The organism is Pseudomonas sp. GV071 (assembly GCF_003050835.1).
In the GTDB taxonomy this organism is placed as follows: Bacteria; Pseudomonadota; Gammaproteobacteria; order Pseudomonadales; family Pseudomonadaceae; genus Aquipseudomonas.
The window spans coordinates 23,576-36,660 of the sequence record NZ_QAOJ01000010.1 but is presented as its reverse complement, the minus strand read 5'-3'; the positions used below and the strand labels follow the sequence as shown (position 1 = coordinate 36,660).

The window sequence follows — 13,085 nt, the reverse complement described above, 5'->3', positions numbered from 1 at the left end:
TATGCGTAACGACCGCCAACTGACGGCCAGCGAACTGCAAGCCTTCGCCGCCGAGCTCGACGACCTCGGCCGTCGCACCCGCGCCGACCTCGGCGAGGTCGACGCCCGCTACATTCGCCGCCTGCGCAACGTGATCCGCCTGTTCACCCTCGGCGGTCGCGCCCTGTTGCTGCTCGGCTGGTTTCCACCGACCTGGCTGCTCGGCACCCTGCTGCTGGGCCTGGGCAAGATTCTGGAAAACATGGAGCTGGGCCATAACGTCATGCATGGCCAGTACGACTGGATGAACGAGCCGGAATTCAGCGGCCGCACCTACGAGTGGGACATCGCCGGGCCTTCGGACTTCTGGCGGCACACCCATAACCATATCCACCACACCTACACCAACGTGCTGGGCATGGACGACGACATCGGCTATGGCGTGGTGCGGCTGTTTCCCGAGCAGCGCTGGAAGCCGTTCTACCGCTGGCAGCCGCTGTGGGTCACGATCCAGGCGCTGCTGTTTCAGTACTCCGTGGCGGTGCAGCACCTGCGTCTGGACAAGGTCTACAAAGGCAAGATGAGCCGCGCCGAACTGCGTCCGCTGCTCAAGGTATTCAGCGCCAAGATCGGCCGCCAGTGGTTCAAGGACTACCTGTTTTTCCCGCTGCTGGCCCTGCTGCTCGGCGCTAACGCCATGGCGGTGTTGGCCGGCAACGCGGTGGCCAATCTGTTGCGCAATCTGTGGACCTTCCTGATCATCTTCTGCGGCCATTTCACCGAGCGCGCGGCGGTGTTTCCCAAAGAGATCGTGGTCAACGAAAGCCGTGGTCATTGGTACCTGCGCCAACTGCAGGGCTCCAGCAACCTAAAGGGCAGCAAGCTGTTTCATATCCTCAGCGGCAACCTCAGCCACCAGATCGAACACCACCTGTACCCCGACCTGCCGGCGCGCCGTTATGCGGCCATGGCGGTGGAGGTGCGCGAGATCGCTCGGCGTTACGGGCAGACCTATAACTGCGGGTCGCTGAGTGCGCAGTTCGGCACGGTGATGCGGCGGATCTGGGTGTACCGACGTCCCAACGTTGCCGCCGCCGGGGCGGCAAGTTGAATCATTTCGCCATCTCCTGAGTCGATAACTCTATGAAGCGCCGCACCAGGCCGTCGGCGACGCCTGGTTATACTGGCGCCCATCCCGCAGACGCCTCGCCGCATCATGCCGAGGCCTGTGGATCATGGAGAGTTGTGGATGACGTTGGCCCGTAAAGTGTTGCTCTGGTGCCTGGCCATTTTCCTGGCTGTGGTGGCGATCGTGTTGGTGGTGGTTGCCACCTTCGACTGGAACCGGGTGAAGCCGGTGATCAACGACAAGGTCAGCGAGCAACTCGGCCGCCCCTTCGCCATCAACGGCAACCTGGCGGTGCTGTGGTCGCGCGCGCCGGAGGAGACCGGTTGGCGCTCCTGGATGCCGTGGCCGCGTTTTGTTGCCGAAGACATCACCCTGGGCAACACCGACTGGGCCAAGGCGCCGCAGATGGTCAGCCTGCAGAAAGTGGAATTTCGCCTGGCGCCGTTGCCCCTGCTGTGGCGCAGCGTGACCATCCCGCGCATCGATCTCACCCAACCTACCGCCAGCCTCGAACGCCTGGCTGACGGCCGTAACAACTGGACCTTCACTCTCAAGCCGAGCGACCCCAACGAGCCGCCGTCGGAGTCGCCGTGGGTGGTGGATATCGGCGCCATTGGCTTCGACAAAGGTCAGGTCAAGGTCGACGACCAGAGCTTGAAAACCCAGATCGAACTGCTGATCGACCCGTTAGGCAAACCGGTGCCGTTCGCTGAGATCGTCGGCAAACCCAAGGCCGAGCAAACCGCGGAGCAGGGCGCCACGCCGCAGGACTACGCCTTCGGCTGGAAACTCAAAGGCCAATACAAAGGTCAGGCCCTGAGTGGCAACGGCAAGGTTGGCGGCCTGCTGGCGCTGCAAGACAGCCGCCAGCCGTTCCCGGTACAAGCCAACGTGCAGATCGGCACCACCAAGGTGTCGCTGGCCGGCACGCTGACCGACCCGAAAAACTTCGGCGCCCTCGACCTGCGCCTGCAACTGGCCGGCACCAGTCTGGGCAACCTCTATCCGCTCACCGGCGTGACCTTGCCCGACACCCCGGCGTACGCCACCGACGGCCACCTGCGCGCGCAACTGCGTGACCCGGCGGGCATGCAGTTCCACTACGAACAATTCAACGGTTCGATTGGCGACAGCGATATCCATGGCGACCTCAGCTACATCGCCGGCCAACCCCGGCCAAAACTCAGCGGCACATTGACCTCCAACCAGGTGCGCTTCGCTGACCTGGCGCCCTTGATTGGCGCCGACTCCAAGGCTGAACAGAAAGCCCGTGGGGTCACCAGCAAACAGCCGAGCAACAAGGTGCTGCCGGTGGAAGAGTTCCGCACCGAACGCTGGCGCGACATGGACGCCGACGTCACCTTCACCGGCAAGCGCATCGTCCACAGCGAGAAACTACCCTTCAACGACCTCAACGCCCACGTGCTGCTCGACGACGGCAAACTCAGCCTCGACCCGCTGCGCTTCGGCGTGGCCGGTGGCCAACTGACCTCCACCATCCGCCTCGACGGCAGCCGCACACCCATGCAAGGCCGCGCGCAATTGAGCGCGCGCAACTTCAAATTGAAAGAGCTATTCCCCACCTTCGCGCCGCTGCAAACCAGCTTTGGCGCGCTGCACGGCGACGTCGACCTGAGCGGCACCGGCAACTCGGTGGCGGCCCTGCTGGGCACCTCCAATGGCGATGTGCGCATGCTGATCAACGACGGTGCGGTGAGCCGTGAGCTGATGGAATTGGCCGGGCTCAACGTGGGTAACTACGTGGTCGGCAAACTGTTTGGCGACAAAGACGTAAGGATCAACTGCGCCGCTGCCGACATGGGCGTGAAGGACGGGTTGCTGACTACCCGCATGGTGGTGTTCGACACCGAGAACGCGCTGATTCATGTCGATGGCACCGCCAACTTCAAGACCGAGCAGCTGGACATGACCATCGACCCGCAATCCAAGGGCGTGCGAATTATTTCGCTGCGCTCGCCGTTGTATGTGCGGGGCACGTTCAAGAAGCCGGATGCCGGGGTGAAGACGGTGCCGCTGTTGGCGCGCGGGGCGGGGATGTTGGCGTTGGGGGCTATCGTTGCACCGGTTGCCGGGTTGGTTGCTCTGGTGGCGCCAAGCGGTGGCGGTGATCAGGTGAATGAGTGTGCGCCGTTGTTGGCGAAGATGAAGGCAGGGAAGTTGTAGTTTTCGGGTTGCGGCCCGGTGCCGCTTTTGGGGCGGTGTGATTCTTCGTTACCGCGTGCGCTGGGCGTTTTTGTTTCGCGCCTTACGCGCGACTCACTTTTTCCAGTCGCGGAAAAAGTAAGCAAAAACGCTTGCCCCCACCTTGGGTTTTCACTGCGTGAAAACTCCCCTCGTTCCATCGCTGCTCCGGGGGCACGCCACGACGGGCCGTCCCTGGCCCATCGTGCCTCTCGCGGCATCCCTGCCGCTCAACCCCCTCCACAACGATTCCACTCGGCCTGCGCTCAAGGGGCGGGCAGATCAAGATCAAAAGCCAGATCAACAGCAAATCAACAGCAAATCAACGGCCCCTCACCCCAGCCCTCTCCCGCAAGCGGGAGAGGGGGCAGATCGGAGTGGGTTTTTCGCTCTACGTCACCCCTCGCCCGCTAGGCCGGCCGGGCAGGCGAGAGGGGCCGGGGGTGAGGGGCGTTTGATTTGGCTTGTGATTTGTCCGCCCCTTTAGCGCCAGGCCGAGCGGAGTCGTTGCGTAAGGGGTCGTAGCGGTCGGGAGCCGCGGAGAGGGATGGGGCCATGGATGGCCCTCAGCCCGGCCCCTGGAGCAGCGACGGAGCGAGGGAAGTCGCAGCGCAGCGCAGACCCCAGGTAGGGGCAAGCGCTTTTGGTTACTTTTCTGGCGATTGAGAAAAGTGACTCGCGCGTAAGGCGCGAAACAAAAACGTCCAGCACCCGCGGTAATGAAGAACAACACAAAATGCGAAACCAGCACCAACGCTCTCAAGCATTCCCAGGCAACACCGGCAACCGAGCCAACCGCGCCGAAACCCCCAACGCCCCAACAAGCAACGCCCCAATAAACACCCCAACCCCCAACCACCCATAGTGATGCCAGAACACCCCACCCAAGGTCCCCGCCACACTGGACCCAAGGTAATAGCAAAACAAATACATGGAAGAAGCCTGCCCCTTGGCTACAAACGCCCGCCGGCCAATCCAGCTGCTGGCCACCGAATGCGCGCCAAAGAAGCCGAAGGTGAACAGCAACATGCCGATCAGAATCAGCGGCACCTGGGGGAACAGGGTCAGCAGCAGCCCGGCGAACATCAGCACAATCACCGCCCACAGCACTTTGCGTCGGCCCAGTTTGTCCGCCAGCGAGCCCACCCACGCCGAGCTGTAGATGCCCGACAGGTACACCACCGACAGCAATCCCACCACCGCCTGGCTCATGTGGTACGGCTCGCCCAGCAAGCGATAGCCGATGTAGTTGAACAGGGTGACAAACGCGCCCATCAGCAAAAACGCTTCAAGAAACAGCCACGGCAATCCCTGGTCACGCAGGTGCAGGCCGTAGTTGCCGATCAGGTTTTTCAGGTTCAGCGGGGTGGCGCGAAAGTGTTTCGACTCGGGCAGGATGCGCCAGAACAGCAGCGCCCCAAGCAGCGACATCAACCCCAGTGCGCCAATCGCTACACGCCAGTTGACGAAGTCCACCAGCACCCCGGCGATCAGCCGCCCGCCCATGCCGCCAATGGCATTGCCGCCGATATACAGGCCCATCGACAGGCCGATGAAGCGCGGATGAATTTCTTCACTCAGGTAGGTCATGCCCACCGCCGCCAATCCGCTCAAGGACAAACCGAGCAGGCCGCGCATCAGCAGCACGCCATGCCAGGTCGGCATGCAGGCGCTGGCCAGGGTGAACAGGGCGGCGCAGAGCAGCGAGAGGACCATGATCTGCTTACGCCCCAGGGCGTCGGAAATCGGCCCTGTAATCAGCAGCCCGATGGCCATCATGATGGTCGAGATCGAAAGCACCAGGCTGCTTTGCGCGGCATTCAGTTCGAACTCGGCCGACAGCACCGGCATCAGCGGTTGCACGCTGTACAGCAGGGCGAAGGTGGCGAAGCCGCCGGCGAACAGGGCCAGTGAGGTGCGGACGAATTGCGGGGTGCCTTTTTCGATAAAGGCTTCGGTTTGTTCAACCGTGCTCACCACCTCGGCGGCCGCGTCACGGGCGGCGTCGAGCAGGGCGGGGGAAGCGGAAGGGCGCACACAGACCTCGGGGTTGTTTCGATTCAGAGTAGCCAGGTGCAAAGAATAGTGAGCGGCGTTTATTATCTCCAATATATTGTTCGTGTTGATTGATCTGTTTTTCGACCTAATAACCGCCGGAGTTCGCCATGGAATTGCGCCATCTGCGCTACTTTGTCGCCGTTGCCGAAGAGCTGCATTTCGGGCGGGCTGCCGAGCAGTTGGGGATTTCCCAGCCGCCCTTGAGCCAGCAAATTCAGGCGCTGGAAGAAGAGATCGGCGCGCGCCTGTTTGAGCGCACCAACCGCCGGGTTGAACTCACCGAGGCAGGCCGACTGTTTCTCGACGAAACCCGGCAGATTCTCGCCCAGGTGGAAAAGGCCACGCAGATCGCCCGCCGCGCCCAGCAGGGCGAGATCGGTGAATTGAATGTCGGCTTTACTGCCTCGGCGCCGTTCACCTCGACTATTCCCCGCAGCATTCTGGCCTTCCGCCAAGCCCATCCACAGGTGCACCTGAGCCTGCGGGAAATGAGCAGCAAGGTGGTGATCGAGGCTCTGCAGGAACAGACCATACAGGTCGGGGTGATTCGGCCCTTTGCGCTGCCGGACAACATCAAGGCCGTGGAGCTGTTTCGCGATCCATTGGTGGCGGTGCTGCGCGCCGACCATCCGCTGGCCCAAGGCAATGACGACGGCATTTCGATTGCCGCACTGGCCGATGAGCCGTTTGTATTTTTTCCGCGCAGTTACGGCACCGGCCTGTATGACCAGTTGATCGGCTTGGCGCGCAACGCTGGTTTCAGCCCGCGCATCGCCCAGGAGGCCAGCGAGGCGATGACCATCATCGGCCTGGTGTCAGCCGGCCTGGGGGTGTCGATGTTGCCGGCTTCGTTCCGCCGCACGCGGGTGGATGGCGTGGTCTACCGCACCCTGCTGGACGAGGGCGCCACCAGTGCGGTGTGGCTGGTGGTGCGCAAGGACCAGCAAGCGCCGCTGGCGTTGGCCTTTGTCGAGCAGGTCACCCGCGAGGCAGCAGCATTACAGGCCAGTCAGGGCTGACCGGCCAGGCGTGCATCTGCGGCACCACCGAGGCGCTGGAGCAGGCGATGGCCGACGTCGTTGCTCCAGTTAAAGCTGTTCTGCAGCACCACCACGGCGGTTTTGTGCTGGCGGTCGAGGCCGATGTAGCTGGTGTAACCGGCCACCAGGCCGACCTGGTAGGTGATCTTCTGGCTGCCCACGCTGTCGACGATCCAGGCCACCGCCGCCGCCTCTTGCGGGCGGTCGACGCGCACGTTCAGAGTGTCCTGCAGCGCCGCATCCATCTCGGCATTGCCGGAGCCGTTGAGGTTGGCGGCGGCGTAGCTGAGCAGGTCATCGGCGTTGGAATACAGCGCCGCGGTGCCGTGCAGGATGTCGGTGAATTGCCAGTCCGGCACTGGCTGGCCGCGGCGGATGAATTTCGGTTGGTCGCCGGCATGGCCACGGGCGCGCTGGGCAAAGCCGGGCAGGTCTTCGGCGCGGTAGTCGGTGTTGCTCAGCCCCAGCGGCTCGGCCACCCGTGCCTGCAACAGGGCGTCGATCTTCTGCCCGCTGTGCAGCTCCAGCACATAACTGAGCAGGCCGTAACCGATGTTCGAATACTGCGGCCCCGGGTGCGCCGGGTGCTCGAATTCGGCCATGTAGCGCAGCAGGTAGTCGCGGTCGAAATGGCGGTAAAAGCTGTTACCGGTGAACAGGTATTCGACGAAATAACTCAGGGTCTGTGGCGTCATCGGCTGGCGTGGCAGGCCGGAGGTGTGGGTGGCCAGTTGCAGCAGAGTGATCTGCTTAGCGTCGTCGCTCAGCGGCGTGCCGGCTGGCAGTAATTGCTCCAGGCGGTCGTCCCAGTGCAGCACACCGTCCTGCACCAGCAGGGCCGCGATATCGCCGAGAAACCCTTTGCTCAACGAGCCGACGGCAAACAGGGTGTGGCCATCGGGCTTGCCGCCGCCGTCGTGATCGCGCACGCCGTAGCCATAAAAGTGCTTGTGGCCATCGGCGGTCAGTACGCCCACCACCAGCCCCGGTGTGCGCCCCGATTCCACCATGGGCGCGGCCAGCTCGTTGACCTCGCGGTCCAGATCACCGCTTTGCGCCAGGCGCAGGGCTTGCTCGTTGCTGCTGTCCAGCGGCATGCGCGACAGGGTTCCGCAGGCGCACAGCAGCAGTGAAAGCAAGGCACCGAGAAGCGGTTTGCGCAGGTGGCAAAGGGCAGAGGGGAGGCGAGCGGGGAACACGGGAACCTGCAGAAGGGCGGGGATGTAGGGGGTTCGACAGTCAGCGCGTGGGGCGCGTCACAGCTTAAGAGCATCGAGGCTGAAGCCTCTCTCACACCGACCGATGATCTGCGGTGGGAGAGGCTTCAGCCTCGATTGATGTTGCCGGTGACGGTATTACTTAACCGAAGCCAACTGTGCCTTCAGCGCTACACCGGCCATGATCGCGCCAGCGTGGCACTCATAGTTTTCCGGGTTTTTGTATTCGACGCCTTTGTAGTTGCTGGCGATTTCGATCACGGCGTTGGCGCCGGCGGCTTTGGCGGCGTTAGCCAGTTTGATCACAGCCGATTGCATGGCCCAGGCGCAAGCCACTTCGTCGGTCTTGTTGAAGGCATTGGTCTTTTGGCTGGTGGTGATTTGTGGGTTGATCACGGTGACCTTGCCCGCAGGCTTCTTGCCGGCCATGTAGAACTTCACGCTGCCATCCAGTTTGCCGGCGGCGGTCGCCTGGGCGATCACGGTTTCCAGCGGCAGGTAGTGGGTGGTGTCGCGCGCCTGGCTGATGCCGGGAATGGCGGCGAGCAGCAGGGCTGCGGCGGTGAGGCTTTTCAAGTGCATAGTCGTCTCCTTGACGGCGGTTGGGTGTTCTTTCATTGCCAGCGGCGGAAGATCAGCGAGGTGTTGACCCCACCGAAGGCAAAGTTGTTGTTCATCACGAACTCGTTGTTCATCTGCCGCGGTTCGCCGCGCAGGTAGTCTAGCTCTGCGCACTGCGGGTCGATGTGGTCGAGGTTCAGGGTGTGGATATAACGGTCGCTGTTGAGCATTTCGATGCTGAACCACGACTCAAGTGCCCCGCACGCGCCCAGGGTGTGACCCAGGTAACTCTTTTGCGAGCTGATGGCCATGCCCGAGCCGAACAGGCTGGCGGTGGCGTGGGTTTCGGCAATGTCACCCTGCTCGGTGGCGGTGCCGTGGCCGTTCACATAACCGATGGCGTGCGGGTCGAGGTTGGCGTCCTGCAGGGCCAGTTCCATCGCGCCGCGCATGGTCACCTGTTCCGGTTTGGTGGCGTGCTGGCCGTCGGCATTGCAACCAAAACCGACGATCTCGGCATAGATGGTGGCGCCACGCGCCTTGGCATGTTCGAGCTCTTCGAGCACCAGCATGCCGGCGCCTTCACCGATCACCAGGCCGTCGCGGCCACTGTCGTAGGGGCGCGGCGAGGTGTGCGGGGCGTCGTTTTTCAGGCTGGTGGCGTAGAGCGCGTCGAACACCATGGCCTCGGTCGGGCACAGCTCTTCGGCGCCGCCGGCGAGCATCATCGGCAGGCGACCGAACTTGATTGCCTCGTAGGCATAACCGATGCCCTGGCTGCCGCTGGTGCAGGCGCTGGAGGTCGGAATCAAGCGGCCTTTGAGGCCGAAGAAGATGCTGATATTGGCCGCGGTGGTGTGCGGCATCATGCGGATATAGGAGTTGGCATTCAGGCCGTCGGCCACCGAGTTGAGCAGCATGTTGCCGAAGGCTTTGATCTCTTCGGTGCTGCCAGTGGACGAGCCGCAGGCCACGCCCATGCGGCCATCGCGAATGCTTGCGTCGTCCAGCAGGCCGGCGTTGGCTAGCGCCTTTTCCGCGGCGAGCACCACCAGGCGGGACACCCGGCCCATGCTGCGCAACTGTTTGCGGTTCCAGGTTTTCGGCACCACGAAATCGTCGATGGGGCCGGCCAGACGGGTGTTCAGTTCGGCAAAGCGGTCCCACTCGTGCATGCGGCGAATGCCGCTTTTGTTGGCGCTGAAGTTGGCTTCGATGCTGGCCCAGTCGCTGCCCAGGGATGTGATGCCGGCCATGCCGGTAACTACCACGCGTTTCATCAGCACAGGCCTCCATTGACCGCGAGCACTTGGCGGGTGATGTAGGCGGCTTCGTCCGACATCAGAAAATTCACCGCGCCAGCGACTTCTTCCGGGGTGCCCATACGTTGGGCGGGGATCATCTTCATCATTTCTTCCAGCGGCAGATCGTCGTCGAGCATGGCCGTGTCGATCAGGCCGGGGGCCACGCAGTTGACCGTGATCTTGCGTTTGCCCAGCTCGATCGCCAGCGCCTTGGCGGCGCCGATCACACCGGCTTTCGAGGCGCTGTAGTTGACCTGGCCACGGTTGCCGATCATGCCGGAAACCGAGGTGATGCAGACAATACGCCCTGGCTTGCGGCGGCGAACCATCGGCATGACCAGCGGATGCAGGATGTTGTAGAAACCGTCGAGGTTGGTGCGCAGCACCACGTCCCAGTCGTCTTCGCTGAGCGCGGGAAAGGCGCCGTCGCGGGTCAGGCCGGCATTGCACACCACGCCGTAATAGGCACCGTGGGTTTCCACGTCGGCTTCGAGAATTTCCCGGCAGGCGGCGCGCTCGGCCACATCGAATTGCAGGATGCGTGCTTGCTGGCCGAGGGCGACCACTTCGGCCTGAACCGCTTCAGCCTCGGCACGGCCGCTGCGGCAATGCAGCACCAGGTCGAAGCCGGCGCGGGCCAGGCGCAGGGCGATGGCGCGGCCGATGCCACGGCTGGAGCCGGTTACCAGAATGGTGTCAGTCATGTGCGGGTTCTTCCAGGTAGCTGGCCACGTGCGGTGGGCGGAAAACGTTGAGGCGCGCCTCGGCATGAATGCCGGGGCCGGTCAGGTGGCATTCGAACACGCCCATGCCGTTGTCATCCTGCAGGGAACGCAGGGCGTGAATCTGCAACTCGGCACCCAGCGGGAATGCCTCGACGTTGCATTGGTAGTTGCGCGTGCCGAGCAGAAAACCGAGTTCCACCGGCAGGCCGACCTGGCGTGCCTGGCAGCCGGCAAACGCCGCCACGCTCTGCGCCATCAGCTCGATACCGACCCAGGCTGGCAGGCTACCGTCGGCTTGGCTGAACAGGCCGCCGGCGCGCACCTGCAAACGGGTGGTGACTTCTTCGTCGGCGAAGCTCAGCACTTCGTCCACCAGAATCATGTCGCCAGCGTGGGGCACCAACTCGGCAATTGGCCAGATCGTCATACGTGCACCTGGCCCAGGATCAGGCTGATGTTGTTGCCACCAAAGGCGAAGGAGTTGCTCATCATGCGGTACGGACCTTGGCCATCCAGGTGGGCGTTCAAATTGGTGAAAGAGAGCGCGGGCAATTGTTCATCGCCCTGGCCATCCCAGCTATGCGGGGGCAGGCGTTTAGCGGCCAGACTCAGCCAGCAGAACGCGGCCTCCAGCGCGCCAGCGGCGCCCAGGGTGTGCCCGGTCACGGCCTTGCTCGACGAGCAGGGCACGCCGGCCGGGAATACCTTGGCCACCGCCAGGCTTTCCATGGCGTCGTTGTGCTGGGTGGCGGTGCCGTGCAGGTTCAGGTAACTGATGTCTTCGGGCTGCAACTTGGCCTTGGCCAAGGCCTGGCGCATCACGTATTCGGCGCCTTTGCCCTCGGGGTCGGGCGCGGAAATATGGTGGGCATCGGAGTTGGCGGCGGCGCCCAGCAGGGCAATCGCTGACGGCTCTTTGCTCATCAGGAAGAGTGCGGCCGCTTCACCGATATTGATCCCGCTGCGGTTACGCGAAAACGGATTACACCGTTGATCCGACAGCGCTTCCAAGGCACCAAAACCATTCAGCGTCAGCTGGCACAGCGAATCCACGCCGCCACACAACACTGCGTCGCACAGGCCGCTGGCAAGCAGACGCTGGGCACTGAGCAGGGCGCGGGCGCTGGAGGTGCAGGCGGTGGAAATCACGTAGCAGGGGCCAGCAAGGTCGAGCTGCGCGGCGAGAAACTCGGCCGGCGCTGCCAGTTCCTGCTGGCCATAGTCGTAACTGGCCGGGAACGCGCCGTCTTGCAGAAACCGGCTGATGCCCTGGGTGGCTTCGTCGATACCGGTGGTGCTGGTGCCGAGCACCACGCCGATCCGCGCACGGCCATAACGGCCGATGGCCTGTTGAATATCGCCCTCGATCTGTTGCGCTGCCGCCCGCAACAACTGGTTATTGCGGGTGTTATGCGCCGTGCTGACGCCGTGCAACACCGGCAATTCGGCCTGCACCGCACCCACTGGCAACGGCCGCTCCGGCACCCAGCCGGCTTGCACCTGCATGCCGCTGGTGTCGCCAGCAAACAGGCGCTCGCTGACCTGGTGTTTGTCGTTGCCCAGGGCGCACAGCAGGCCCAGGGCATTGAGGTAGGCAGTCATGGCAATGTCTCGACGCGGTAGTTCGGCCCAGCCTGGGTGCGCAGCTGGAAATTCAGGGGTTGCGGATTGCTCTGTTGTGGATTGCTTTTCTGCGGGTAGATCACCTGCCAGCGGGTCTCGTCGCTGTCGCGTAACCAGCGTTGCTGGCCATGCTGTTGCCAGTCGGCGCCGGGGTAGCGGGCGGACACCTGTTCAACCGGGGTAAGGGCGAACAGCAAGGCGGCGAACAGTTCACGCGCCTCGGGGTTGGGCGGCAGCAGGCCGTCATTCTGCCACTGGTTGGCGCTCAGTAGTTGGCGCGCCAGCGGAATGCCCAGCGGGTCCATCAACGACCAGCGCAGCGCCGGCCCTTCCTGTTGCACCACCAACAGCCAGTCCTGGGTTTGCCCGGCCAGTTCACGCTGAACATGCAACTGCAGTGGCAGGTCCAGCCGTGGCGGTTGCTCGGGCAGCGGTGCCTGCTGGGCGCAAGCGCTCAGCAGTAGCAACAGCAGGAAGGGCAGCAGACGGCTTATCACAGGGGCATTCACAGGGGTTTCCGTACCGCGGCATTGACCAGGGTTTCATTGCGTTGGCCCACGGCCTTGGGTTTCACCAGCTTCCAGCGTTCGAGCAAACCGAAGTCGCTGGAACGGCTCCACCACAGGTAGGGGTAGGAGACATTTTGCGGGCCGAATTCGAAGCCTTGGTCGCGCAGCATCTGCAAGTACTCTTCGGCCGTGCGTTGCACGTGCATGGGGTGACGGAACAGCCAGCGGATCACCCAGGTGTCGATGTAAAACTGGGTCGACTCGGCGAACAGCAGCCAGCCACCCGGCTTGAGCACCCGCCAGAATTCGGCCAGGGCCGCTTCCTGTTCCACCAGGTGGTGGAAGGTCTGGTGGCAGAAAATCACATCGACACTGGCATCGCCCAACTGGATCGACGCGCAGTCGCTGCTCAGCAGCTGCACCTGCAAACCTTCGCGCTCGGCTTCGGCGCGGCTCATGGTCAGGCTGTGCGGGTCGGCGTCCAGGCCCATCAACTGCGCCGGGGCAAAGGCGTTCTGCAGCAAGCGGAAGGACTTGCCCTGACCGCAGCCGGCATCCAGCAGCACGGCGCCCTCGGGCAATGGCTGGCCGAGCAGGCCTTTGAGGTCGTTGATCGCCACCCGCAGCACGTGGTGCTGCCAGACGTGGCTCTGCAGGAACCAGAAGCCGAAGCGGGTTTCTTCGACGTACTTGTTCCCGGCCGGGTTGTGCGCGACAGGCTGCATCGGTGCGTTCATG

At 63.3% G+C, this 13,085-nt stretch carries 12 protein-coding genes; 3 read left to right on the top strand and 9 right to left on the bottom strand.

What is annotated here, in order from left to right:
• Nucleotide 1: 1 nt before the first annotated feature.
• Together C8K61_RS18975 and C8K61_RS18970 are read left to right on the top strand one after the other, a co-directional pair.
• Nucleotides 2-1,090: a fatty acid desaturase gene (locus C8K61_RS18975; protein WP_108097852.1), complete on the top strand. Its 1,089-nt coding sequence runs from the start codon at nucleotides 2-4 to the stop codon at nucleotides 1,088-1,090.
• Between the two features lie 138 nt (nucleotides 1,091-1,228).
• Complete coding sequence (locus C8K61_RS18970; protein WP_108097851.1) at nucleotides 1,229-3,292, top strand: AsmA family protein; 2,064 nt, start codon at nucleotides 1,229-1,231, stop codon at nucleotides 3,290-3,292.
• A gap of 777 nt (nucleotides 3,293-4,069) precedes the next feature.
• Here the strand turns inward: C8K61_RS18970 and C8K61_RS18960 are convergent.
• Nucleotides 4,070-5,347, bottom strand: a complete 1,278-nt coding sequence (locus tag C8K61_RS18960; protein ID WP_256589490.1) for an MFS transporter — start codon at nucleotides 5,345-5,347, stop codon at nucleotides 4,070-4,072.
• Between the two features lie 128 nt (nucleotides 5,348-5,475).
• Here C8K61_RS18960 and C8K61_RS18955 point away from each other — a divergent pair, with 128 nt between their 5' ends.
• Entirely contained in the window at nucleotides 5,476-6,387 is a 912-nt protein-coding gene (locus C8K61_RS18955; protein ID WP_108097849.1) for a LysR family transcriptional regulator, read from the top strand.
• Here C8K61_RS18955 and C8K61_RS18950 read toward each other — a convergent pair.
• The 8 genes from C8K61_RS18950 to C8K61_RS18915 form a co-directional block, all read right to left on the bottom strand.
• Nucleotides 6,378-7,607 (bottom strand): serine hydrolase, encoded by a 1,230-nt coding sequence (locus C8K61_RS18950; protein WP_218277828.1) that lies wholly within the window; start codon nucleotides 7,605-7,607, stop codon nucleotides 6,378-6,380. The genes C8K61_RS18955 and C8K61_RS18950 overlap by 10 nt on opposite strands.
• A gap of 156 nt (nucleotides 7,608-7,763) precedes the next feature.
• Nucleotides 7,764-8,207, bottom strand: coding sequence for an excinuclease (locus C8K61_RS18945; protein ID WP_108097847.1), 444 nt, complete (start codon nucleotides 8,205-8,207; stop codon nucleotides 7,764-7,766).
• A gap of 32 nt (nucleotides 8,208-8,239) precedes the next feature.
• Nucleotides 8,240-9,466 carry a beta-ketoacyl-ACP synthase gene (locus C8K61_RS18940; RefSeq protein WP_108097846.1) on the bottom strand — a complete coding sequence of 409 codons (1,227 nt, stop codon included), beginning with the start codon at nucleotides 9,464-9,466 and terminating at the stop codon, nucleotides 8,240-8,242.
• Complete coding sequence (locus C8K61_RS18935) at nucleotides 9,466-10,194, bottom strand: 3-ketoacyl-ACP reductase FabG2 (RefSeq protein WP_108097845.1); 729 nt, start codon at nucleotides 10,192-10,194, stop codon at nucleotides 9,466-9,468. The genes C8K61_RS18940 and C8K61_RS18935 overlap by 1 nt, the downstream gene beginning before the upstream one ends.
• Nucleotides 10,187-10,642, bottom strand: a complete 456-nt coding sequence (locus C8K61_RS18930) for a hotdog family protein (RefSeq protein WP_108097844.1) — start codon at nucleotides 10,640-10,642, stop codon at nucleotides 10,187-10,189. Before C8K61_RS18930 ends, C8K61_RS18935 begins: the two co-directional genes overlap by 8 nt.
• Nucleotides 10,639-11,817 carry a beta-ketoacyl-[acyl-carrier-protein] synthase family protein gene (locus C8K61_RS18925; protein ID WP_108097843.1) on the bottom strand — a complete coding sequence of 393 codons (1,179 nt, stop codon included), beginning with the start codon at nucleotides 11,815-11,817 and terminating at the stop codon, nucleotides 10,639-10,641. The genes C8K61_RS18930 and C8K61_RS18925 overlap by 4 nt, the downstream gene beginning before the upstream one ends.
• Entirely contained in the window at nucleotides 11,814-12,332 is a 519-nt protein-coding gene (locus C8K61_RS18920; RefSeq protein ID WP_371920010.1) for a DUF3261 domain-containing protein, read from the bottom strand. The genes C8K61_RS18925 and C8K61_RS18920 overlap by 4 nt, the downstream gene beginning before the upstream one ends.
• A gap of 11 nt (nucleotides 12,333-12,343) precedes the next feature.
• Nucleotides 12,344-13,084 (bottom strand): class I SAM-dependent methyltransferase, encoded by a 741-nt coding sequence (locus C8K61_RS18915; RefSeq protein WP_256589488.1) that lies wholly within the window; start codon nucleotides 13,082-13,084, stop codon nucleotides 12,344-12,346.
• Between the last annotated feature and the right edge of the window lies 1 nt (nucleotide 13,085).